General features: G+C 66.4%; 20 protein-coding genes. 13 read left to right on the forward strand and 7 right to left on the reverse strand.

Annotated features, from left to right (window positions below; genetic code table 11):
• Positions 1-15: 15 nt before the first annotated feature.
• From Pla175_RS00005 to Pla175_RS00030, 6 genes are all read left to right on the forward strand, one after another.
• Positions 16-1,083: a helix-turn-helix domain-containing protein gene (locus tag Pla175_RS00005; RefSeq protein WP_197527165.1), complete on the forward strand. Its 1,068-nt coding sequence runs from the start codon at positions 16-18 to the stop codon at positions 1,081-1,083.
• Between the two features lie 278 nt (positions 1,084-1,361).
• Entirely contained in the window at positions 1,362-2,477 is a 1,116-nt protein-coding gene (dnaN, locus tag Pla175_RS00010) for a DNA polymerase III subunit beta (RefSeq protein ID WP_145280076.1), read from the forward strand.
• A 138-nt stretch (positions 2,478-2,615) separates the two neighbouring features.
• Positions 2,616-2,996 carry a DUF721 domain-containing protein gene (locus Pla175_RS00015; RefSeq protein WP_145280077.1) on the forward strand — a complete coding sequence of 127 codons (381 nt, stop codon included), beginning with the start codon at positions 2,616-2,618 and terminating at the stop codon, positions 2,994-2,996.
• 182 nt (positions 2,997-3,178) lie between these two features.
• The gene (locus Pla175_RS00020) at positions 3,179-5,758 is read left to right on the forward strand and encodes a DNA gyrase subunit B (protein ID WP_145280078.1); all 2,580 of its coding nucleotides are present in this window, start codon (positions 3,179-3,181) and stop codon (positions 5,756-5,758) included.
• A 96-nt stretch (positions 5,759-5,854) separates the two neighbouring features.
• Positions 5,855-6,670: an endonuclease/exonuclease/phosphatase family protein gene (locus Pla175_RS26920; RefSeq protein ID WP_391527848.1), complete on the forward strand. Its 816-nt coding sequence runs from the start codon at positions 5,855-5,857 to the stop codon at positions 6,668-6,670.
• Positions 6,663-7,190, forward strand: coding sequence for a hypothetical protein (locus Pla175_RS00030; protein ID WP_145280080.1), 528 nt, complete (start codon positions 6,663-6,665; stop codon positions 7,188-7,190). Before Pla175_RS26920 ends, Pla175_RS00030 begins: the two co-directional genes overlap by 8 nt.
• Before the next feature lie 113 nt (positions 7,191-7,303).
• Here the strand turns inward: Pla175_RS00030 and Pla175_RS00035 are convergent, their stop codons facing one another.
• Positions 7,304-7,543, reverse strand: a complete 240-nt coding sequence (locus Pla175_RS00035; RefSeq protein WP_145280081.1) for a hypothetical protein — start codon at positions 7,541-7,543, stop codon at positions 7,304-7,306.
• A 130-nt stretch (positions 7,544-7,673) separates the two neighbouring features.
• On the opposite strand from Pla175_RS00035, the gene Pla175_RS00040 reads away from it, so the two are divergent.
• The gene (locus tag Pla175_RS00040; RefSeq protein WP_145280082.1) at positions 7,674-8,237 is read left to right on the forward strand and encodes a DUF1643 domain-containing protein; all 564 of its coding nucleotides are present in this window, start codon (positions 7,674-7,676) and stop codon (positions 8,235-8,237) included.
• 109 nt (positions 8,238-8,346) lie between these two features.
• Here the strand turns inward: Pla175_RS00040 and Pla175_RS00045 are convergent, their stop codons facing one another.
• Positions 8,347-9,018 (reverse strand): hypothetical protein, encoded by a 672-nt coding sequence (locus Pla175_RS00045; protein WP_145280083.1) that lies wholly within the window; start codon positions 9,016-9,018, stop codon positions 8,347-8,349.
• Between the two features lie 193 nt (positions 9,019-9,211).
• Between Pla175_RS00045 and Pla175_RS00050 the strand changes: the two genes are divergently transcribed.
• The 3 genes from Pla175_RS00050 (at position 9,212) to Pla175_RS00060 (ending at position 13,998) form a co-directional block, all read left to right on the forward strand.
• Complete coding sequence (locus Pla175_RS00050) at positions 9,212-10,405, forward strand: alpha-amylase family protein (protein ID WP_145280085.1); 1,194 nt, start codon at positions 9,212-9,214, stop codon at positions 10,403-10,405.
• A 154-nt stretch (positions 10,406-10,559) separates the two neighbouring features.
• Positions 10,560-12,530: an SLC5 family protein gene (locus Pla175_RS00055; protein WP_145280086.1), complete on the forward strand. Its 1,971-nt coding sequence runs from the start codon at positions 10,560-10,562 to the stop codon at positions 12,528-12,530.
• 190 nt (positions 12,531-12,720) lie between these two features.
• Positions 12,721-13,998: a glycoside hydrolase family 27 protein gene (locus Pla175_RS00060; RefSeq protein ID WP_145280088.1), complete on the forward strand. Its 1,278-nt coding sequence runs from the start codon at positions 12,721-12,723 to the stop codon at positions 13,996-13,998.
• Between the two features lie 123 nt (positions 13,999-14,121).
• On the opposite strand, the gene Pla175_RS00065 is transcribed toward Pla175_RS00060, so the two are convergent.
• A complete protein-coding gene (locus Pla175_RS00065) occupies positions 14,122-16,452 on the reverse strand; it encodes a DUF4159 domain-containing protein (RefSeq protein WP_145280090.1) in 2,331 nt (776 codons plus the stop codon).
• A 396-nt stretch (positions 16,453-16,848) separates the two neighbouring features.
• Here Pla175_RS00065 and Pla175_RS00070 point away from each other — a divergent pair, with 396 nt between their 5' ends.
• On the forward strand, positions 16,849-17,805 hold the full coding sequence (locus Pla175_RS00070; protein WP_197527489.1) for an AAA family ATPase: 957 nt from the start codon (positions 16,849-16,851) through the stop codon (positions 17,803-17,805).
• Between the two features lie 468 nt (positions 17,806-18,273).
• Here the strand turns inward: Pla175_RS00070 and Pla175_RS00075 are convergent, their stop codons facing one another.
• The 3 genes from Pla175_RS00075 to Pla175_RS00085 form a co-directional block, all read right to left on the reverse strand.
• Entirely contained in the window at positions 18,274-18,489 is a 216-nt protein-coding gene (locus Pla175_RS00075; RefSeq protein ID WP_145280093.1) for a DUF433 domain-containing protein, read from the reverse strand.
• Positions 18,490-18,689: 200 nt separating this feature from the next.
• Positions 18,690-19,745, reverse strand: coding sequence for a class I SAM-dependent methyltransferase (locus Pla175_RS00080; RefSeq protein ID WP_145280095.1), 1,056 nt, complete (start codon positions 19,743-19,745; stop codon positions 18,690-18,692).
• A 225-nt stretch (positions 19,746-19,970) separates the two neighbouring features.
• Positions 19,971-21,110 carry an alginate lyase family protein gene (locus Pla175_RS00085; protein ID WP_145280097.1) on the reverse strand — a complete coding sequence of 380 codons (1,140 nt, stop codon included), beginning with the start codon at positions 21,108-21,110 and terminating at the stop codon, positions 19,971-19,973.
• 594 nt (positions 21,111-21,704) lie between these two features.
• Between Pla175_RS00085 and Pla175_RS00090 the strand changes: the two genes are divergently transcribed.
• Complete coding sequence (locus Pla175_RS00090; RefSeq protein ID WP_145280098.1) at positions 21,705-22,406, forward strand: SOS response-associated peptidase; 702 nt, start codon at positions 21,705-21,707, stop codon at positions 22,404-22,406.
• Between the two features lie 84 nt (positions 22,407-22,490).
• Positions 22,491-22,979 carry a hypothetical protein gene (locus tag Pla175_RS00095; protein WP_145280100.1) on the forward strand — a complete coding sequence of 163 codons (489 nt, stop codon included), beginning with the start codon at positions 22,491-22,493 and terminating at the stop codon, positions 22,977-22,979.
• Between the two features lie 89 nt (positions 22,980-23,068).
• Here Pla175_RS00095 and Pla175_RS00100 read toward each other — a convergent pair whose 3' ends face one another.
• Positions 23,069-23,779 (reverse strand): 16S rRNA (uracil(1498)-N(3))-methyltransferase, encoded by a 711-nt coding sequence (locus Pla175_RS00100; protein ID WP_197527167.1) that lies wholly within the window; start codon positions 23,777-23,779, stop codon positions 23,069-23,071.
• Positions 23,780-23,816: the final 37 nt, after the last annotated feature.

Raw genomic sequence — 23,816 nt, forward strand, 5'->3', positions numbered from 1 at the left:
GTGCAGACCGCTTCCTTGCAATCCCTGTCCCTGCACGGCCCGGCATCGGCCCCGCAGGTGCTCTCGTCGCTTGCCGGCGACGCGGGTGGGAGAAGTGAGTTTGTGGTGGGGGCAGAGAACCGTGGGCTGGCTCGGCTGGTCGATCGGCTGGTGCAGGGCGCCGCCGACCCGTCGGCGGTGGCGGGGCTGCACCCCGTGCTGCTGGTGGGCCCCACCGGCAGCGGCAAGACCGAACTCACCCGCCGCATCGCCCATCAGTACCGCGCGTCCCGCGAGCCGGGCGCCGTGCTCACGCTCACCGCCAGCGACCTGCGCCGCGGGCTGGCCGAGGCGTCCCGCGCCCAAGACGCCGCTGCCTTCCGCGAGCAGCTCGGCTCGGCCGAGCTGCTGGTGATCGACGACGTGCAGCGGCTGGCCATCAGCGAGTCTGCCCAGCACGAGCTGTGCGGCGTGATCGACGCCATGGCCGGGCGCGGCGGGTTGTTGATCGGCGCCGCCTCGGGCCAACTGGCGTACTGCCAGGGGATCGCCGCCCGGCTCCGCTCGCGGTTCTGTGCCGGGCTGACGCTGGAGATCGCCCCGCTGGGGGTCGACGCCCGGGTGGCGCTGCTGCAGTCGGCCGCCCGCCAGCAGGGCCGCTCGATGACCGCCGCGGCCGCCCGGCTGCTGGCCGACCGGCTCCCCCCCGAACCCCGCCGGTTGCTGGGGGTGGTTCAGGAACTGGCCGGCCAAACAGCGGGGGTGATCGACCGCAACGCCGCCGAGGCGTACGCCGCGGCCCGCCTGCACAGCGAACCGGCCCTGGCGGACATCATCCGCACGGTGGCCCGCTACTACAAAGTCCCGGTCAAACTGCTCACCAGCGGCGTCCGCCGGCAGGCGGTGGTCACCGCCCGCAGCGTGGCCATCTACCTGGCCCGGCAGCTCACCTCGCTCAGCTACCAACGCATCGGCGCCGGGCTGGGGGGACGCGACCACTCAACCGTGATGCACAACTTCAAGCGGGTCGAACAGTCGCTCGCCCAAGACCCCAGGCTGGCCGCGGCGGTGGCCGACCTGTCGCGGCTGCTGAGCACCACATGACGCCACCAGGCATGAGGAAAACCTGTCGATACGGCGTCGACCGGCCGTCGCCCTCGACCCAACGCGGCCCGATCGCCACAAAACCATGAACACCCGCCGACCCCGCGTCACCAACCCTTCGACACCCGGCCAACACGTTTTGCACCGCCGACCAGCGTCCGTAACCCTAGCTGCTGTTTTGACTTAGCACCGTGATCCCGCGGCCTGTCGACACCCGGTCCCGCGGGCTACTACTACAACTGCTTCTTTATTCTTTCTGTTAGAGAAACACCCTAGCCATGAAGATCAACGGCAACCGCGAGCAGCTCCTGCAGGCCTTTAGCGCTGTCGCTTCGGTAGCGCCCACACGCAGCCCGATGCCGATCCTGCAGAACGTGAAGCTCGACGTCTCTGACGACGGCGCCACGCTGCTGGCCACCGACAACGAGGTGAGCATCCGCCACGCCGTGAGCGGGGTCGAAGTGTCGGCCCCCGGCGCCGCGTTGCTGCCGGTGGGCCGCTTCGGCTCGATCCTGCGGGAGAGCTCCGACGCGTCGCTGTCGATCGAGTCGGACGGCGCCAAGACGCTGGTGCGGGGCGAGCGGAGCCGCTTCAACCTGCCGGCCGAGAACCCCACCGGGTTCCCCAGCGTGGCAGACTTCGACGCCGAGTCGTACTTCGAGGTCCCGGCGCGGCTGCTGAAGGAAGTGATCCGCCGCACCATCTTCGCCACCGAGAACGAGAGCAGCCGCTACGCCCTGGGGGGCGTCAAGCTGGAGTGGGCAGACGGCGTGCTAATCGCGCTGGGCACGGACGGGCGCCGGCTAGCAAAGATGGAGGGCCCCGTCTCGGCCGTCGGCGATCCCAGCCCGCTGGGAGACGCCACCATCGTGCCGGCCCGGGCGCTCACGCTCATCGATCGAGCCATCAGCGAAGACGATGCAGTGATCCAGTTCGCCGTCCGGCAGAACGAGCTGCTGGTAAAGAGCCCGAAGGTGGTGATCAACGCCCGGCTGCTCGAGGGGCGGTTCCCCCGCTGGCGGGAGGTGCTGCCGCAACGCAACGACTCCGCCAAGATCGACCTGCTGGTCGGCCCGTTCTTGGCCGCGGTGCGTCAGGCGATGATCGTCAACACCCAGGACAGCCGCGGCGTTGATTTCACGTTCGGCGGCGGCAACGTGATGCTCAACGCCAACGTGGCGGACGCGGGCGACGCCCACGTCGAGCTCCCCATCGGCTACGACGGCCCGGAGATCGCCATCAAGCTCGACCCGCGCTACCTGGCCGACTTCCTCAAGGTGCTGGACTCCGAGAAGACCTTCACTTTCGACGTCAAAGACAGCGACGCCGCGGCCCTGGCCGTAACGGACGACGGCTACAGCTACGTGCTAATGCCCCTGGCCCGCGACCGGTAACGATTCACCACAAAGAACCGAGGTCACGACGGAAACCTGTCGCAGAGGCGCGGAGACGCAGAGGAAACAAATGAAATATTCCGTCCTCTGCGTCTCCGCGCCTCTGCGAGAGCCTTTTCTTCAACCGACGTGTTCGTCATGACGAGCCCCGATCAACAACTCACCGAAACACTGGCCGAGCTCAACCGGCGGCGGGAGCTTGCGCAGAAACGCTTCCACGGCCGGCAGCCCAAGGGCCTGAAGCGGGTGATGGGAGACCTGATCACCAAACGCGGCTACGGCAAGCCACAAACCGAGGGGCGCATGGCCGAGGCGTGGGCCGCGGCCGTGGGGCCGAACTTCGCGCCGCGCAGCCGCGCCGGCAAGCTGTGGCGGGGCCGGCTCGAAATAACAGTAACCAGCAGCGTGATGATGCAAGAGCTCGACCATCAGAAGAAGCGCCTGGTGGAGCGGCTCGCCGAGCTGCTCCCCGAGGCGGGAGTCAAAGACCTGCGTTTCCGCGTGGGCCGGATGAGTTAAACGACCAATGCGGCTTTACATAGATCGCGAAGAATAGAACACCGATCGTCGCGGATGAAGCGGATTAAAGAAGATGGACTTTTCCTGTCGTCCGTCATCCTTTCCATCCGCGATAATCCGCGTCCCATTCTTCGCCACCCGTAACTACACAACGCGTCACAACGAGGCGATTTAGTTCCAGCATGGCAGACGAGCAGCAAGACAAGCCCCAATCCGATAACCCGTCTGAAGAGTCGTCCGACCTCTCCCCCCCCGAGGGGACCTCGAACGACTACGGCAGCGACCAGATGCGCTACATGAGCGACCTGGAGCACGTCCGCGAACGGACCGGCATGTACATCGGCAACCGCGACACCCGCGGCATGCACCACCTGGTGACCGAGGTGGTCGACAACTCCATCGACGAGGTGATGAACGGCTACGCCAACCGCGTGGCGGTGACCGTGAACGTCGACGGCTCCATCACCGTCGAGGACGACGGCCGCGGCATCCCCGTCGACATCCACCCCGCGCTCTCCGCGCAGGTGGGCAAGGAGATCTCCACCCTGGAAGGGGTGATGACCATCCTCAAGTTCGGCGGCAAGTTCGACAACAAGGCGTACAAGACCTCCGGCGGCCTGCACGGCATCGGCGTCAAGGCCGTGAACTTCCTCTCCGAGTGGCTGGAGGTGTACGTCCGCCGCGACGGCCACGCCTACCAGCACGAGTACGAGCGCGGCCTGCCCCAGGGCCCCGTGCGCCGCATCGGCAAGGCCGAGGGCTCCGGCACGCGCACCACCTTCAAGCCCGACCCGCAAATGTTCGGCGACTTGAAGTTCGACTACAACACGCTCCACCGCCGCCTGAAGGAGCTGGCCTACCTCAATAAGGGCGTCCGGATCCTGTTTAAGGACGAGCGCAGCGGGCAGGGGGAAGACTTCTGCTACACGCGCGGCATCGTTGAGTACGTCGAGCACCTCAACCGCTCCAGCGAGCCCATCCACCCCGAGGTGGTGCACGTGTGGGGCGAGTTTGAGAACTGCGAGATCGACGTCGCGTTCCAGTACTCCGGTGAGTTCACCGAGAACGTCCACTGCTACGTGAACAACATCAACACCCACGACGGCGGCACCCACCTCTCCGGGTTCCGCTCCGCGCTCACGCGGACGCTCAACAACTACGGCAAGCGCGAGAACCTGTTCAAGGACCTGGTCCCCAGCGGCGAAGACTTCCGCGAGGGGCTCACCGCGGTCGTCAGCGTCCGCATCCCCGAGCCGCAGTTCGAGTCGCAGACCAAGGTCAAGCTCAACAACCCCGAGCTCGAAGGGATCGTCACCTCGGCTGTCGGCGAGTACCTGGGCAAGTACCTGGAAGAGAACCCCAAGGTCGCCAAGGCGATCGTCAACAAGGCGATCCTGGCCGTCGAGGCCCGCGAGGCCGCACGCAAGGCCAAGCAGCTCATGCGCGAGCGCAAGGGCGCGCTGGCCGGCGGCGGGCTGCCGGGCAAACTGCGCGACTGCTCCAGCAAAGAGGTCGACAAGTGCGAGCTCTACCTGGTGGAAGGCGACTCGGCCGGCGGCTCGGCCGAGGGGGGCCGGCTCCGCGAGTTCCAGGCCATCCTGCCGCTGCGGGGCAAGATCATCAACGCCTACAAGTCGCGCGAAGACAAGGTGCTGGATAACGCCGAAGTGCGGGCCATGATCGCCGCGGTGGGCATCGGCATCGGCGAGGACCAAGACCTCTCCAAACGCCGCTACGGACGCGTCATCATCATGACCGACGCCGACGTCGACGGCTCGCACATCCGCACGCTGCTGCTGACCTTCTTCTACCGCCAGATGTACGACCTGGTGGCCCGCGGCCACGTGTACGTCGCCCAGCCCCCGCTGTTCCGCGTGCGCAAGGGCAAGAAGGTTGAGTACATCCAGACCGAAGAAGAGATGCGCAAGCAGCTGCTGGAGGGCGGCCTGGGCGAGAGCGTCTTCGAGCCGGGCGACGGACGCCGGATCGAGGGGGACGAGATGGCCAAGCTGGTCCACACGCTGGCCACCATGGAAGACTCGCTGGTGGCGCTCGAACGCCGCGGCGTGAGCCTCAAGGTGCACGCAGAGCGGCAGGACCCCGCCACCGGCAAGCTCCCCATCTTCCACGTGTTTGTCGGCTACGACGAGCACTGGTTCACCACCCGCGACCAGCTCGACGCGTTCGTCAAAGCCAAGGAAGAAGAGCTCGGCGGCGAGCTCACCGTCGAGTCGGGCCCCGTGGTCCCCGCCAACACCACCGACGCCGAACCCGCCGAGGCCAACGGCGACGACTCCGCCAGCCCGCTGGCCGCCCCCACCGACATCAGCCGCCGGCTGCGGATCCTCGAGCTGCACGAGGTGCGGACCATCAACACGCTGCTCTCGGACCTATCGAAGATGGGCTTCGAGATCGACACGCTGATCCCGCAAGAACGCACCGGCGAAGAAGGGAGCCGGTACACCATCCGCCGCGGCGAGAACGAGGTCGGCCTCGAAGACCTCCGCCGCCTGCCGGCCGCGATCCGCGCCGCCGGCGAGAAGGGCCTACAGATCACCCGCTTTAAGGGCCTGGGTGAAATGAACGCCGAAGAACTCCGCGACACCACCCTCGACCCCACCAACCGCACGCTCCTACGCGTGCGGATGGACGACGCCGCCGCGGCGGACGACCTGTTCCGCATCCTGATGGGCGACCAGGTGGAGCCCAGGCGGGACTTTATTCAGACGCATGCGTTGGATGTGAAGAATTTGGATGTGTGAGCGGGATTCGGATGCCATACCTATTGGTCGACGCTTCGTTCGCTCAACGTTGCCTTCTAGGTCCAGACAGATCATTGGACATGAGGGGAATTGCAATTGGCGAAACTTCTTTTTTGGAACGTCAATAGAAGCGATCTGACGCCTCTCGTCTGCGAGATCGCAGTCGCCACTGAGGCAGACGTTATCGTCTTGAATGAGAATGTCGTTAATAGCGCAAAAATGCTGGCAGCGTTGCAATCGACAGTTGCACCCAACTGGTATTCTCCCAACTCATTTTCCGACGGTCGATTCCATTGTTTTTGTCGAGAACCTCGTCTGGACCTATCAGAGGTACACGCTGGCTTTCGTACTAGCATTAGAAGCTTGAACATTGGATCGACTAGAGCATTGTTGACACTCATTCATGGCGTCGATCCACGAAATTACGACAGTGAAGCAAGACAATCATTTGCTCAATCGCTTTCGACGGAGTTGTGTTTTGTGAAAGAGCAGCAGGCCACCAATTGCTTCATCCTCTTGGGGGACTTCAATATGAACCCATATGACAGAGGAATGAACCTTGCGGCAGGGTTGAATGCTATGATGACAAGAGCATGTGCAAGCGCTGGGGTGCGACGACACCTCGATCGGGATTACGACTTCTATTACAACCCCATGTGGAGTCTGTTCGGTGACAATACTGACGGACCCGCGGGAACTGTGTACGATGTAAGTAATCAAGGGCCCTACGGTTGGAGCATGTATGATCAGGTGCTTATCAACCACTCCCTTGTCAATAGATTTCGCGATGTCAAGATCCTGACGCAAGCGGGTGTCAATTCGCTGATGGACGCTAAAGGTCGGCCGGATAAGAGGAATGCTTCCGATCATTTTCCCATCCTGGTGACCATGTGCGAGAAAGACGATGAGTGACTTCTGGCCGTCTGGCCTTGATTTGGGCGATACACACTGTCCGATGGACATTCTCCGTGAAGCTCAATCAGACTGGGAGACTAATAGCAATGGGATGTTGGCGCTGCTATTGCAACGTGCAAAGTCTAAGACCGAGAACGACATGGTTATCGTTCATGTGAAGCACGTAAGAAGCAATAGAACGGGTTCCCTCTTTTCGGTGGTGCATCGTCCGAACGCCCCCTACCCGGTGACCATTTTTCCAAAGGATGCCGAGCTTCCTAAGTTTCTGAGGAAGTCGTACTACGAGCCCCCCGTCGACGTTTTCGGCGGGATCAGTTCGTCAGTGCTCGGCGTAACGAAGGGTAAAAATGTTGAAAATGAGTGGGTGGCTGACACGCCTGCGGAATTTCGCCAGAATCTTCGCGATGTGTTCAATCTAGGTGTGGTGAAGAGCGTGGTCTTAAACCTGTTCGCAAGTGAGTCTGTCTCGCCAGGAGATGCTGTCGGCGAGGGAGAAGAAGGAGTTGATCCATCCTGAACGTGAGCGCCGGGTGTGATGCTCGACGCATGCGTCGGCATGTGCTGCAGAAAGGTCCGCGGCCCTTCTGCAATTGTACGTTCGCGTTTGCGTGGACATGGAGCCCGACGGACTCAACCGAACGACAGCTCTGGCAGCACCGGATCAATGCAGGTGACGATGACATCCTGCATGGTGCGATCGCCGTCGATTTCCACGACCAGCCGCGCGTGGCCATTCGGCGGGATCGGCTGACCCAGGCGGAGCATCATGGAGTTTGGGCCGAGCTCGGCGACGGGATAGACCTGTCCGCCCGATTCGAGGTGCATCCGCACGTCCGCGGAGAAGCGGCGGTTTGCGTGAACTCGTTCCATGCTCGATGATCCTGCTTGGGAGGAAGCATTGCCGTCCCAGCCCGACGCTGGAGCTAGGGATTGGCGCGGACCTGGTCACTTCCTCGCTTACGCTTCGGGTTGTGATGGAAGGACCCCCGGCCCGTGCATTATGAAATCCCCTCCTCCACAACACGACCCCGGCGGCCAAGCCCGCCCCCCTTGGCCGGCGGACTCACAGGTCTCGGCGGTCTTCTCCCCCTGCCAGCAGTACCGCTACGAGCTCCGCGAGGTGTGGGACCCCGCCCGGCCGCTAGTGATGTGGGTGCTGATGAACCCCAGCGTGGCCTGCCTCGACTACAGCGACCCCACGCTCCGCAGGACCGGCGGCTACGCCCGTGCGTGGGGCTACGGCGGGCAACTGGTGGGCAACGTGCACGCCTACCGCGCCACCGACAAGCAGCGGCTGCTTGAGGTCGCCGACCCGGTCGGCCCCGGCAACGATAAGGCGATGCTGCGGATGGCGGCCAAAGCCAAGACCGTCGTGCTGGCCTACGGCCAACCCCCCAAGGCGCTCCGCGGCCGCGGCGAGCAGGTCGCCGAACTGCTCAAACGCCACCCGGGGCTCTGCTACCTGCGGCTCGCCAAGGACGGCACGCCGATGCACCCGCTGTATCAACGCCGCGACCTCGTGCCGCAGCGCTATCAAGACCTATCGCGGCCCCGTGAGACGTAGGGTGCGATGCAGCGCAGCGGAATCGCACCGTGCGGGGGGAAGCGTGTTCCAAACGAAGCCGCATCGTGGTGCGATTGCGCTGCGCTTCATCGCACCCTACGGGACCGCCCTACCCGCCATCCCGCAGCCGCCGCACCTCTTCCCTTAGCTCCTGCAGCTCCAACAACCCGATGATCCCCCAGGTGCGGGCCAGTCGTTGTTGTTCGAGCTGGCGTTGCAGGGCGATGTCGGCCTTGTACGAGCCTCCCGCGGCGGCGGGCGCCGGGCGGGTGAGTTGTTGCTGGGCGGCCGCGGCGGCGGCGCGGCTTTGGGCGAGCTGCTGCTGGTGGATCTGTTGCTGGCGGTCGATGGCGCCCACCCGCGCCCGCGACCACTGCTGGTGCGCTTCTAGGTTGGCGGCTTGGCGGGCCGCTTGCTCGGCCTGCCGGGCGGTCTCGGCCTCGGCCATCCGTTCGACCCGCGCCAGCCACAACCGCAGGTCGTCGGCCGGCAGCGTGGCCAGGTGCTCAACGTAGGCCCGCCCCTGCTCGGGGGTGTAGCGGTCCGAGGCACGCAGGTAGCGGTCGAGCCACACCCGGGCCCGCAGCATCTCTGGGCTGTTCCACAACGCGAGCCGATCGAGCTCGGCCTGCCTGGCGGCGGGCGCCGGTTGGTGCGCGGGGGCCGGTTCGGCCTGCTTTGGGGCGGCTTCGGCCTTGGCCGGCGGCGCCGCCGGCGGTTCTGCGGCCGCGGCCGGGTCGGCCAGCAGCGTGCTAAGTCCCAGCCAAATCAGCGTCTTCATGGCGTTGGGTCCCTCGCGTGGAACGGGTCACCTACTAGTCTACCCCCATGAACGCCGCCGGGGCGCCGGCGTTACGCCCCGGGGCACGCCGGCCGCGATCGGCGATTCTCTCGGCCTAGCCGCTTGATCCCCGGAAGCACGGCAGGCATACTGCTCCAGGGATCACGTCATTTCTCATCAACTTTTACAGAACATGCGCAAGATACTTGTCCCGTTGTGCGGGTTGTGGCTGGCCTGTGCGTCCGCCCCGGCCGAGCTGCCCCTGGCCGAGCGGGCCGGCAACGCCCGGCAGATCAAGGTGTTTCAGGCCTGGAACCCGATCGACCACGCGGACTACCCGCTGGCCGATAATGCGGACCGGTTGCGGGCCGCCGCCAAGCACGCCGTGATCTGGGAAGAGCCCGTCAGCCAGCTCGGCTACGGGGTGCAGTTGGTGCTGGGCGCCCAGTGGGACCACCAGCACGGCGGCCTGGCGACCCGCTTCACCCAGAAGAGCGCCCAGCAGGCGCTGGCCAACCGCCGAGTGATGCTGGGGCTGAACCCCCACATGGTGTTCTTGCTGGAGGTGCGCTGGCGCGACGCGCCGGGGAGCTTCCTCCCAGAAGAGAGCCCCTACTGGAAACGCAACGCCGACGGCACGCGTGTGAAGGGCTGGGACAACGGCCCGGAGCCGTACTACTTGATGGACCCAGACAACCCAGAGTTCGCCGCGAACATCGCCCGGCAGTGCAAGTTGGCGCTCGACTCGGGGATCTACGACGGCGTGATGTTCGACTGGGACGGCCACCCTCCGATCGTCCGCGCGGTGCGCCAAGCGATCGGCGAGGGGCTGATCATCGTCAACATCCACGACCGCATCGACGAGGGGCGCGCGTACGGCAAGCTCATCAACGGCGCGTTCATGGAGCTCTCGCCGGCCGGGCCGGGCTACCGGGGACGCACGCTGGGGAGTTGGGAGAGCAGCCGCAAGGCGCTGCTAGAGTTCGAGCAGGCGTTCCGCGAGCCGCGGGTGAACTGCTTCGAGGTGTGGGGCGGGCGGGACGACCTGCGCCGGATGCGCGCCGCCACCACGCTGATGCTGACCCACTCGAACGGCGCCGTGCTGTACGCCGACCCCAACCCGCTGGCGAGCCCCGACCACCTGCACGACTGGTACGCGTTCTGGGATGCCCCCCTGGGCAAGCCGACCGGCGAAGCACGCAAACGCCAAGACGGCGCCTACCAGCGGCGGTTCGAGGGGGGCGCGGCCGTCTACAACCCGCTCGGCAACGGGGCCGTTACCATCGAGTTCGATCAGAAGCTCGAGCGCGCCTCCGACGGCGAGGTAGGGACTCGGTTTGAGTTGCAGGATGCCGATGGCGACCTGTTCCTTCCAACCGACGACTAGGGAACCGCCAAGGACGCCAAGAGCGCCAAGCAGCTATCGAATCTCAACCAAGACGTCTTGACTAACCCCGCAGTAAGTCGCTCGTTCACTTTAATTTCGTCCTTGGCGCTCTTGGCGTCCTTGGCGGTTTAACTCTTTAGAAATCGACAAGCCGATGCCCCTAACGCTCGCCGCAGGTATCGAGGTTGGCGGGCTCGACTACGCCACGTTTGGGCTGTACTTCTTGGCGCTGTTCGCGATCGGCTTCGGCGCCAGCCGCACGCGGTCCCAGGACGCCCAGGACTACTTTCTTGCCGGGCGGTCGCTGCCGTGGTACGTGATCGGGGCGTCGTACATCGCGGCCAACATCTCGACCGAGCACTTCATCGGGCTGATCGGCGCGGGGTACATCTACGGCATCTGCGTGGCGACAGGGGAGTGGAGCACGGTCATCGCGTTCAGCTTCTTGATCTGGGTCTTCATCCCGTTCCTCTACTCGGCGCACGTGTTCACCGCGCCCCAGTTCATGGAGAAGCGGTTCAACGAGGGGATGCGGGCGATGTTTGCGCTGGTGACGGTGATCGCCAACGTGGTCGCCTTCCTGGCCCCCGTGCTGTACGGCGGCGGGCTGGTGGTGGAGGAGGTGTTTGGCCTGAACGCAGTGCTGGGAGTGCCGCTTACGCAGTCGGGCGCCGTGGCGGCCGGCGCCACGCCCTGGGGGCTGTACCTGGCGATCGGCATCATCGGTTTTACGGCCGGCGTGTGGTCGATCTGGGGGGGGCTGAGGTCCATCGCCTGGATGGACCTGCTGACGATCATCGTGATGGTGATCGGCGGGCTGAGCGTCACCTACTTCGGGCTGCAAAAGCTGGGCGACGGCTCGGTGGTTGAGGGGGCGCGGCTCGCCGTGGAGCGCAACGCCGCCCACTCCGGCGCCTGGCAGGACGGGGTCGAGCGCGTCCGCGCCGCGATCCTGCCGGGGCACGACAGCTACGACCGCCTGTCGGTGCTGCAGCCCCTCACGCACGAGACCAACCCGTGGACCCACTGGGTGCTGAGCTTCTTCTACATCGGGCTGTGGTACACGGTGATCAACCAGTTCTTGATCCAGAAGATCTTCGGCGCCAAGGACATGTTCCACGCGCGGATGGGGATGACGTTCGCGTCGTACCTGAAGCTGCTGCTGCCGTTCATCGTGGTCGTGCCGGGGATGATCTACTTCGCGCTGAGCCCCGCCACGATGCAGGCCGACCCGACGCCTCAGTTCGCCGCGCAGCTGGCCTCGGACGCCGCCAAGGCCAGCGGCGACGCCAAGCCGACCGAGGCGCAGTTGGTCGCGGCGCTGGAGGAGGCGCCCGGCAGGTTCGCCCAGCTCTCCGAGAAAGACCAAGCCGCCTGGCGGCTGCGGGCCATCCGCCCCCAGGCGGACAAGACCTACGTACGCATGCTGGAAGACCTGGTGCCGTTCGGGCTGCGGGGTTTCTTGTTGGCGGCGCTGTTTGGGGCCATCCAGTCGACCGTGAGCGCGGTGCTCACGTCGACGTCCACCGTCATCACCGTCGACGGCGTGCAGCGCTACGTGGCGCCCAACCTCACCGACCGGCAGATGGTGGCCGTGGGGCGGTGGACCACGGCCGTGGTGCTGATCGTTTCGATCTTGATGGGGCTCTACATCAGCACGCTCAAGGCGAGCCTGTTTGTGTATATCCAGGAGCTGTTCACCTACTTCGCCCCGCCGTTCTCCGCGGTGTTCTTGCTGGGGACCCTGTGGCGGCGGATCAACGGCGTCGGCGCCCTGACCACGGCCATCGTCGGCCTGGCGTTCGGGCTGGCGATGAAGGTGTGGCTGAACACCGCGGCGCCGGCGCCCGACACGTGGCAGGCCGACCTGCACGCGTTCCTGGGCCCCTACGCCAACCAGGGGGCGGTGAACTGGCTGTTCTGCATGGCATTGTGCGCCGGCGTCAGCCTGCTGACCCCGCCCCCGCGGCCAGAACAAGTGACCGACGAGCTCACCTTCAATTGGCGCAAGATGGACTTCGGCGGCGGGCTGGGCGCCCACTGGTACAGCAGCGTGACGCTGTGGTGGGGGATGAGCCTGGTGCTGATGCTTGGCTTCGTGCTGGTGTTTAGTGTGATGTTGTAGTTCAACCACGGAGAACAGGAGCGGGGAGGTGGGGATAAAGAATAGATAGGGGGATGGTCGGACCGAGGGGCGGGCGTCCCTCGATTACCAACTTCGATCGTCTTTACTATTCTGAGAATCTCTTGGCCCCTAAACACGCCATCCCCTCATCCCGTCCGTATCCCCACCTCTCCCTCCGTAACAGAGACCCATGAGCCACCACCACCAGCTCGCCCCGACACCCCCCATGGGCTGGAACAGTTGGGACTGTTTCGGTGTGAGCGTCACCGAGGCGGAGGTCCGCCAGAACGCCGAGTTCATCGCCGAGCGCCTCAAGCGGTTCGGCTGGGAGTACGTGGTGGTCGACCTCTGCTGGTTCGCCCCGGAGGCCGACACCGCCAACTACAAGCGGTTCGGCCTGAACCAACTGATCGACCGCTACGGCCGGCTGATCCCCGACCCGGTGAAGTTCCCCTCCTCGGCCGACGGCGCCGGGTTCAAGCCGCTGGCCGACTACGTGCACTCGTTGGGGCTGAAGCTCGGCGTCCACCTGATGCGCGGCATGCCGTGGCAGGCGGCCGATCGCAACACCCCGATCAAAGGGAGCACGGCCCGCGCCGCGGACATCGCCCAGCCGGCCGACCGCTGCCTGTGGTACGCCAACACGTACGGCGTAAACTGCACCCGCGACGGCGCCCAGGCCTACTACGACTCGGTGGCCCAACTGCTGGCCGAGTGGCAGGTCGACCTGCTCAAGATGGACGACATGAACTCGTGGGACGGCGAGGGGAACCACGAGCCGTACCACACCGACGAGGTGGAGGCGGTACGCACGGCGCTCGACCGCTGCGGCCGGCCGATCGTGCTGAGCCTCTCCCCCGGCGCCGCGAGGCTTTGCAACGCCAAACACCTGCGCGACCACGCCAACCTGTGGCGGGTGAGCTTCGACTTCTGGGACGAATGGCCGGCCCTGCACGCGCAGTTCGCCCGGCTGGCGCAGTGGGCGCCCTACACCGCGCCCGGCGCGTGGCCCGACGCAGACATGATCCCCATCGGGCGGATCGGCATCCGCGGCGAGGTAGGCGAGGCCCGCGAGACCCGCTTCACCGAGCCAGAGCAGCGTACGCTGATGACCCTGTGGTGCATCGCCCGCAGCCCGCTGATGCTGGGCTGCCACCTGCCAGAGACGGGGGAGTTCGCCCTCTCGCTCTTCACAAATCCCGGCCTGCTGGCCATCAACCAGCACAGCACGGGGGGCCGGCAGGCGGCCTACGAGCCAAACGACCACGCCGTCTGGACCGCCGACGGCCCGGGCGGCGAATCCTACGTCGCCCAGTTCAACCTCAGCGACCAGCCGCAACGGGTTGACCTGCCGAGGGACTTGGCCGACCGCGTCGCGGGCCTCACGGCCCACGACATCTGGACCGGCGCGAACGCCGAGTTCGACGCGCCGATCGAACCCCACGGCGTGCGGCTGGTGCGCGTGTAGGTCAGGCTGTGCCTGACGGCCTACTGTGCCTGACCCGGTTCAAGCAAGCCCGCCCCGCCTCATGCGATCACGAGGACTGCTCGATAAAAGACGCAGCGCGACAAACGTCAGGCACAGCCTGCCCTACTGGTTGATGACGTACAGCATCACGTTCAGGCCGATCCGTGCGGCGTCTTCTTTGGAGTACCCGCGGCACTCGATGGCGACGTGCTGCTCCAGCGCGCAGCTCAGGTCGTACTGCGAGAACACCACCGCCCAGCGGTCGCCGATGCGGATCCCTTCGAGCTGCGGCTCGACGCGTTTGTTCTTGGCGGCCAGCGGCTCGTTGTCTCCCACCGGCTGGGGGTCGCGCAGCTCGACACGCTCGAGGCTGTAGCCGCCGAAGTCGCGGGTCAGCAGCGGGTCGTCTGCGGGGATGCGTTCTAGCGAGGCGCCCGGCAGCGCCGCGGCGATCTCCTTGCGGAACGCGGCGGTGAACTCGTTGGAGGCGCAGATCGAGTCGGCCAGCAGCGTGCCGCCGCGCTCCAGGTACTGCTTCAGGTTGCGTCGCTCCGCGGCGGTGAAGCGGAACGTGTGGCGGCCGTGCATGAACGCCATCGGCCGCTCAAACAGCCGGGCGTCGCCGGCGCTAATCAGTTCGTCCAGCACCTCGACGCGCAGCTTCGTGTCCCCCTGGGCCGCGGCCCGCAGCAGGTTGGCCAGCGCGCCGGGGGCGTCGTCGCAGCCCCCGCCGTGGCTGAGCTTGGCCACCTGGAACACGCCGCGGTCGCCGGCGTCGGAGATCGCGTCGGGCGGGGGCGCCAGCTCCAGCGACTGCTCCTTCCCCTTGGGCTCGCGCCCGGTGGCGTAGGCCAGCACGTTCAGGCCGATGGTGGCGGCGTCCTCGATCCGCTCGCGGACCTTGGCGGGGTACTTCTCGGCACGCCCCGGGCGGTCGAGCTCCCAGTAGCAGGAGAGGTCGGCGTCGCACATCACCACGCAGGTGCGGCACCCGTACTCCACGGCCCACAGCTTGCCCACGTACTCGCTCTCGGGCCGCACGATCCGCTCCATCTTCCACAGCGGGTGCGCGGGGCGGAGCTGCCGCAGGCGGTACTCGGGCTCGGGGAACATCGCCTCGACGAGGCGCTCAACCCCCGTCCGCCAACCCCGCGACTCGCCGCAGCAGCTCTCGATGAAAATGAACCCGCCGCGGTCGACATAGTCGCGCAGCTTCGGCGCCAGGGCCGTGAGGTCGGGGGTCTTCGATCCGCTGAGGTACAACACCGGCGCCTGCAAGAGGTCTTCGACTTCGGCTTTCTGAGGGTCGATCACCTGGTAGGTGAGCGGCATCTTCCAGGCCTTCTCTACCTCGCGCGTGAGGTGCATCGCGTCGCGGCGGTGGTTGTCCCAGTCGTCCCCCGGGCCGTGCTTGAGCTTGGCCATTAGCGTGGGCCAGCGTCCCTTGGCCAGGAACAACAGCGCCAGCGGGCTGCCGATGTGGGGGTTGGATTCTTGGTGCATGCCGCCGACCCAGTAGTGCGACAGCGGGTCTTGGGCGTCGACCAGGTAGCCGGTCCCCTCGCGGTACCAGTCGTGGTCTCCGAAGAAGCGGTTCGCGGTCAGCCGGCCGGCGCGTTCGACGCCGTACAGGTAGTAGAGGTGGAACTGCTGACCCATCCCCGCGGGGCCCGGGTTGCGACGCACAGAGAACTGCGTCGACAGCCACGCCACCGCGCGGTCGATGGAGTCGTTCCGCTCGTGCGGCACGCAGCACTGCACCACGCCGCCCACCACGCGGGCGTCCCCCTCGTCGATCGCGGCGCTGGCGATCTCTACCGCGCCGATCCCCGCGCAGGTCATGCTCCCCGACCCGGGCCAGCCCGGCAGGTAGCCCCAACTGCCGTCGGGGTTCTGCGTCCGCCGCCAGTAGTCGAGCGCCCGCCGCCAGGTGTCGTCCTGCACCACCGCGCCCACCCGCTGCGCCTCGTACAGCCCCAGCAGCGCGAACTGGGCGTTGCTGTTGTCTCCCGAGGCCCCCGGGTACGACCACGCGCCGCTCTTGTCTCCTTCCTTGATCTGGTTGGCCTCGAGCCACTCGACGTTCCGCTGGATGAGGATCCGGTCGCGGTCCGGGTCGGCGGTCGCCAGCACCATGGTCTGCAGGGCGGTGACGTAGGTCTTTTCCGGCTCCAGCGTCCGCAGGTAGGCCAGCGCCTTCGTGATCACCGGGTCGGAGGGCTCAACCCCGGCGTCCAAGAGCGCCAGCGTGCACAGCGCCGTGGTCCCCCCCGCGTAGGTGGGGAGCTCGTCCCAGCGGCCCTTGGAAGACTGGGCCTGCTTCAGGTACGCCACCCCACGGTCGATGGTGGAGAGCACCGTGGCGGCGTCCAGCGGGGGCTCGGCGGCCCGAGTCGGCCCGGGCAGCAGCGCCAGCAGCAGGGCGACTAGGGTGGCTCTTCGGCAGTAATTCATCCATGGTCCCGTGCGTCAGGCTGTGCCATCCCCCCCCTACAGCTTAGGATTCGTAGGGCGGCGGAGCAACTTATTGCGGTTAGGCGAGGCCGCAGGCCGACCAGTGTCCCCCTCCCCGGCAAGGGGAGGCCATACAAGCTTCATGGGGGGAGGGGGTTTGACTCGGGTGCACGCCAGTAGCTTACGACCCACGCAACGAAGCGCTCGTGTGCCCATTCGTGGCGTCAAATTCGTTCCCGCTCCAACCCCCTCCCCCGACCCCACCCCCTGCCGGGGAGGGGAGAACGCGCTAGCGATCACCAAACCCCCAACCCCGGAAACCCGACCTTGAGCACGGCCCCCCCCCAACGCAACCTCGGCGAGGTGCTGCAAGACTTCGCCCGCCACCGCCAGGTGATGCAGCAGGAGCTGCAGAAGGTGATCGTCGGCCAGGACGCCGTGATCGAGCAGGTGTTCGCCGCCATCTTCACCCGCGGCCACTGCCTGCTGGAAGGCGTCCCCGGGCTCGCCAAGACGCTGCTGGTGAGCACGCTGGCGCGGATCCTCGACCTCGAGTTCAAACGCATCCAGTTCACCCCCGACCTGATGCCCTCGGACATCACCGGCACCAACGTGCTGGAAGAAGACGACCAGGGCAAACGCAACTTCCGCTTCGTCGAGGGGCCGATCTTCACCAACATCCTGCTGGCGGACGAGATCAACCGCACGCCCCCCAAGACGCAGGCCGCGCTGCTGCAGGCGATGCAGGAACGCGAGGTCTCCGTCGGCCAAACCACCTACAAGCTGCCGCTGCCGTTCTTCACCATCGCCACGCAGAACCCCATCGAGCAAGAAGGGACCTACCCGCTCCCCGAGGCGCAGCTCGACCGCTTCATGTTCAACATCAAGGTCGACTACCCCAGCCGCGAAGAAGAAGAGAAGATCCTGGCCAACACCACCCGCGGCGAGCAGCCCGAGGTCGCCAAGGTGCTCTCCGGCAAGGCGATCCTGAACGTGCAAAAACTAGTCGGCTCGGTGGCGGTCAGCGAGTTCATCATCAAGTACGCCGCGGCCATCGTCCGCGCCACCCGCCCCAAGGACGAGTCGGCGCCGGCGTTCGTCAAGGAGCTGGTCGACTGGGGCGCCGGCCCCCGCGCCGGGCAGTTCTTGATCCAAGGGGGCAAGGCCCTGGCCGCCATGGACGGCCGGTTCAGCGTAGCGATCGAAGACATCCAAAAAGTAGCGATGCCGGTCCTGCGTCACCGCGTCAGCACCAACTTCCAGGCCCAGGCCGAGGGGATGACGACCGAGGACGTCATCAGCCGGCTGCTGAAGGAAGTGCCGACGCCGGCGATCCCGAAGTTCGCGGGGTGAGGGGGGAGATGCTAGAGGTAAGAGGATAGATGATAGGGATGCGCAAGCGACTCCTGGGCGCCAGCGTCAGGGAACTGAGAGCTTGATGAACTCGCACGCCCGCATGGCCGAGACGGCCCGCGAGCAGCCCAGGGATCACCGGTCGCAGCGCCTCGATCGTATTGGCCGGGGGAAGGAGGACGACCACTGTGAGCGGTAGCGCGGACAAGTTTTGCTGATACTCCAGACCTCGGTCGTTAGTCACCAGGGCGTCGAAACCGGCTTCGACTGCACGGCGGAGCAGTTCCCCGTTCTCGACCCCGCTCCAGCCCATGTACGCCGCGGTGGACACGTCGTGGCCCGGCAATTCTAGCCGCAACTGGTGCGGCCGGGTGCCATGCCCACGCTTGCGTGGGCATGCGTAGCTCGGCAACCCTGCGGCGTTTCGAGAGTCGCATGGCCACGCAAGCGTGGCCATGGCACCCGGCTTCATGCGGGCACGGCAGACCGGGCGGAAGCAGCCCGCAATTCCGCGAGCAGCCCGTCCACGTGCTCGCGGCGAACTGTCGGGAACTGCTCCAGGAACCCGGTCACGGTGTACCCGGCCTCTAGGTGGTCGAAGAACGTCCGCACGGCGACCCGGGTGCCGGCGAAACAAGGCTCGCCGTGCATGATGCGGGGGTTGCTGGTGATGATGGGTTCCATACCCAGATTCTACTCGCAGGCTACAGGCGTCGCGAGCCGGCCGGTGTAGCCATCTCACTTCGTGAGATGAATCCGCTCACGGAGTGAGCGGGGCGCCATGCCCACGCTTGCGTGGGCATGCGTAGCTCGGCAACCCTACGGCGCTTCGAGAGGCGCATGCCCACGCAAGCGTGGCCATGGCGCCCGACAATCGGCCCACCCTACAACCGCGCCTCCAGCAACATATCAAACGCCGTCGCGTTCGCCCTGCGGAACTTGCTAAAGCCGGCCGCTTCGACCACCTCGCGCAGCCGCTTCTCGCCGGCTTGGGCGCCGAGCGCTAGGCCTACTTCTTGGCTGGTCGACGCCGGCGTGCAGATCATCGTGGAGAAGCTGTAGAACATCCGCCCCACCGGGTTCAGGTTGTCCGCTAGCTCGTCGTGGGCGAACGGCTCGACCAGCATCAGCGTGCCGTCGGGCGCCAGCGCCTGCCGTGCGTGGGCCGCGGCGCCGACCGGGTCGCCCATGTCGTGCAGGCAGTCGAACAGCGCCACCAGGTCGTAGCCCGCGCCGGGGAAGTGCTTGGCGGCCGCCACTTCGAAGCGGACGTTCTTGAGCCCCGCTTCTTTCGCCAGCGCGTTGGCGTGCTGGACGGAGGGCTCGTGGAAGTCGAACCCGACGAAGGTGGAACGCGGGAACGCCTCGGCCATGATTAGCGTCGAGGCGCCGTGGCCGCAGCCGACGTCGGCCACCTTCGCCCCGCGCTCGAGCTTCTCGACCACGCCGTCGAGCGCCGGCAGCCATTCGGCCACCAGGCTCGCCATGTAGCCGGGGCGGAAGAACTTCTCGACGCCGCAGAACAGGCACGCGCTGTGGTCTCCCCAGGCCACCCCTTCGCCGGTCTGGAAGGCGTGGGTGATCTTCGGCTCGTCGATGAACATCGAGCTGATGGAGTAATAACCCCCGGTCATGCAGGTGGGGCTATCGCTGTCTGCAAACACGGCCTGCTGCTCCGGCGTCATGCAGAACTTGCCGGTCTTGGGGTCGAGGTCGATGTACCCCGAGCCGGCCTGCGCGGCGCACCACTCGCGCACGTAGCGCTCGGTCGTGCCGGTCTTGTCCGCCAGCTCCTCGGTGGAGAGCGGCCCGTCCGCGGCCAGGGCGCGGTACAGCCCCAGCTTGTCTCCCAGCACCACCAGCGGCGCCACGGCCGCGGCGCCCATGTCGTTCACCATCTTGCCCAGCAGTTCGTTTAGCTTGGTTTCGTCGATCGCCATCGGATTCTCCTTGGGTGGGTAAGTTCACCACCTACGGCGCCGGAAGTCCGCTGTTACGGGCCTGCAATCCAGTCAACAGTTACCCGGCCAACGCAAAAAACTAGCAAACACGCTGAGCCCCCAACCACAACCTGGAGCCGGAAGCGTCAGCGCCCGGAGGTTCGGGCGTTTGCTCAAGAAAACTCCGGGCGCTGACGCTACCGGCTCCAATCCCACCTGCGCCTGCTAGTCTCGCCCCGCTTCTAGCTTGTCGGCCAGCGCCGCGTAGGCCGGCTCGTGGTACTGCCGGGCTGCTTGCCGCAGCAGCGGGGCGTAGCCGCCGCGGTCGAACGACTTGATCTGCTTGCCGGGCCATTTTTTGGACGGGTCTTCGAGGTAGGGCACGACAAAATCGAGCGCCTTGCGGATGCTCCGGCCGTCCTCGGACTCGTAGCCCCACAGGTCGACCCCCACACGGTCCGCCAGGTCGGCCAGGCTCATCATCCCCCCGAGGTTCATCTTGCTGTAGCTGAACGACTTGGTGCGGGCCAGCTCGTGCGGCTGCCGCCCGTCCGGCTCGATCTGCGCCGCGATCCGCTTCTGCTTGGCGGCCTCGGCGACGTCGCGGGCCAGCTCTTGCCGATCCAGCATCAGCGCCAGCCGCATCACCTGCACGTCGTAGTGCGTGCCGTGGTTGTTCAGCGTGTCGCGTTCCTGCCGGCCGAAGGGGCTGGTGAGGTACCACGTCAGGTAGTCGTCTGCCCACTGCATCAGGGCGCGTTGGTCGGCGTCGGTCCACGACGCCGACCCCGCCAGGCGCCGGCCCTGGTCGAGCGGGCCGATGAACCTGGTCCCCTCGATGATGCCGAACTGCCGACCGGCGCTCACGCCGGGGACCCCCTGGGCGTAGTTCAGGTGGGGCGTCATCCGCGTCCGGGGGTCCAAGAACCAGGTGCGCAAACAGCGGGCGGCGTGGGCGGCGTACTTCTCTTCCCCGGTCGCCTCGTAGGCGTGGGCCAGCGTCGTCACAGTCGCGCTCATCACCCCCGCGCGGTGCACGTCGGTGTCTTTGGCGCGGGCCCCCGGGTAGACCTCGCCGTCGCGGCGGATGTAGGGGAGTCCGTCGGGCCGGGCGGGGTCGGGCCAGAAGTAGGGCGCGGTGCTGACGTAGTCGTGCGGGCCGCCCACCGCGGCGGGCTGCTGCTTCTGCGTGACCGCCGGGGGAGTCACCCGCAAGGCCCGCTCGGCCCGACGCACCAGGTCGGCAGGCGGCGCGTCGCCGGTCGCCCCCCGGGAAGCCCCCAGTGGCCAGCAGGCAACGACCAACACCAAGCAGTCTCGCAGGCGCCGGCGGGCAGGGCAGCGGCGTGGCAGAGGAGAGGGCATGTTCGCTCTTAGGAGTGCGTTGTGCGAGAAGGCGTCCGCCGCCCCAGGACGACGCCCGCCGAAGGCCTGGCAACCCACGGGCGACGCGGCCGACGCGCGGCGACAAGAACCCGGCCAGGAGCCCGATTGTACCGCGCCCGAACCTAGCGGCGAAAGCGAACCGGCGCCGCGGCTGGCGCTCTCCAGATGGCAAAAAGAAATGCCTCGCAAATAGCCGCCCGATCGCAGAGAATCACAGTGCGAACCGTTGCCCCGGGAGCGTGTCGGGGCCGCGGGGCGCAGGCGTTATGCGCAGAGGCAGCGGCGCCCGCGGGGTGCGCCATTATTGTCCGCTTGGTGTCCGATGGGGCCCGTTGATGTCCGCTCAGCAGCGACCGAAGACCGGCGCCACGCCCCCGGCGGGTGGCGGAGCAGTTAGAAACCCGCGGTTTTTTTCGCGGGGGGCCGCCCAGGGAGGGGTTTTGTCCGAAAACTCCCCCCCACACCGCCGGACAAAAGGGACAAAATAAAAGCACCTCCCCAACGCCTGAAAACACCGAGCCCTAACACCCAATACCTAACGCCTCATACCTAACCCCCAACCCCTCTCTCCCCATGTGCGGCCGCTTCACCCTCAAGACCCCCGCGCGCGACTTGATCGCGGCGCTGGACCTCGCCAGCAGCGACCGGCAGCTTGGGCTGTTCGAGCCGCGGTGGAATATAGCGCCCACGCAGCAGGTTCCGGTGGTGCGGCTGGACGGCGGGGCGCGAGAGGCCGTGGCGATGCGGTGGGGGCTGATCCCGAGCTGGTCGAAGGAGCCGGGCAAGGGGGCGCCGTTGATCAACGCCCGCAGCGAGACCGTGGCCGAGAAGCCGTCGTTCCGCACGGCGCTAAAGCGGCGCCGCTGCCTGATGCCGGCCGACGGCTTTTACGAGTGGCAGGAGTCCGGTGGCAAGGGCGCCAAGCAGCCGTTTTACATCCACCGCAAAGACGACGGGCCGTTTGCCTTTGCCGCGTTGTGGGAGTGCTGGCGGAGCAAAGAAGACCCCGCGGCGGCGCCGGTGGAGAGTTGTACGCTGGTCAACACCGAGGCGGTGGGCTGGATGACCGAGATCCACCACCGCATGCCGGTGATCTTAGAACCGAAGGATTTTGACGTGTGGCTCGACCCAGAGCTGCAAGAAGCGGGGCCGCTGGCGCCGTTGTTCGCGCCGGCCGAGCACAACGAGCTGGTGGCCCAGCCGGTGTCGACGTACGTGAACAAGGCGACGAACGAGGGGCCCAGGTGTGTCGAGGTGCAGAAGACTTTGTTTTGAACTACGGATAGCACGGATGACGCGGATGAAGGACGATGGCCACGAAGAGGCACAAAAAGCACAAAGAAGGAGAGAGGTGTACAGATGAGATTTTTTGGTGGTTCCCTGCTGGTGTTGATGCTTTCGGCGACGAGTTTGTTTGGCGACGAGCCGGCAGCGATGAACGCGCAAGAGACGGCGCTTTCAAAGTCGCTCTCGGGCGCGGTGATGAGCGGGTTCTTCTCGGTCGATCGCGACGACGATGCTCCCCCCGAGCTGCGCCGCGAGCGGTACGAGCTGGGCGAGGTGAAGAAGCTGGACAGCGGGATGTGGGTCTTCCCGACACGCATCAAGTACGGCGACCACGACGTGACGCTGCCCATCGTGCTGCCGGTGGCTTGGGCGGACGACACCGCGGTGATCCGGGTGAACAACATCGGCTTCCCCGGCTTGGGGACGTACTCGGCCCGGGTGCTGATCCACGACGGCAAGTACGCCGGCTACTGGCAGGGCGCGGGGCACGGCGGGCGGTTGTTCGGTTCGATCAAAAAGGATGGCCACGAAGAGGCACAAGAAAGCACAAAGACGCGGTAGGGTGCACGTAGTGCACCGGCCTCGGAGAGGCTGCTGCGGTATGCATGGCTGGTGCACTGCGTGCACCCTACAGAGCTGTGCCATCCGTGCTATCCGTGGTTCCCGCCGTCGGCCAGAGCAACCAGCGTGGCCGCGGCGATGGCGGCGGTTTCGATGCGGAGGATGCGCGGGCCCAGCGCGATGGGGCGCCAGCCGTGCTGCTGGGCGAGCTCGACCTCATGGTCGGTGAGCCCCCCCTCGGGGCCGACGGCGACGACGGTCGGGGTTTGCGATCCGGCAGTGAGTCCCGCCGCGACCCCCGGGTGCGCGACGAGCCTGCGGTGTTCCGGGAAACCTTCGATGCACTCATTCCACGACCGAGGCGCGGTGATCTCCATCAACCGGTTGCGGCCGCACTGCTTTGAGGCTTCGACGACGTTGCGGCGGAGTTTATCCAGAGCGCTGCCGGCGAGGCGGACTACGGAGCGTTCGGTGAGCAGCGGCACGAGCGACGTGACGCCTAGCTCGGTGAGTTTCTCGACGAGCCACTTCTGGCGGTCCCCCTTGGGGATGGCGACCGCCAGCACGAGCTCGCGTGCAGACTCGCGGCTGACTTCACGACGTTCTAGAACGCGTAGCGTGGCGGTGGCCCGCGCCAAGGTTTGGACCTCGGCGTCGAACTCGGCGCCGGCGCCGTCGAACAGCGTGACGCGGTCGCCCGGCCCCGCGCGCATGACGTGCAGCAAGTGGTGGGCTTCGGACCCCGCCAGCGTTGCTAGCGGGCCTTCGATGGGCGTTTCGGAGAAGTAGCGGTCGGGCATGGAAAGAAATGGACCACGGATAGCACGGATGTCACAG

Origin of the sequence: Pirellulimonas nuda (assembly GCF_007750855.1) — a bacterium.
GTDB lineage: Bacteria > Planctomycetota > Planctomycetia > Pirellulales > Lacipirellulaceae > Pirellulimonas > Pirellulimonas nuda.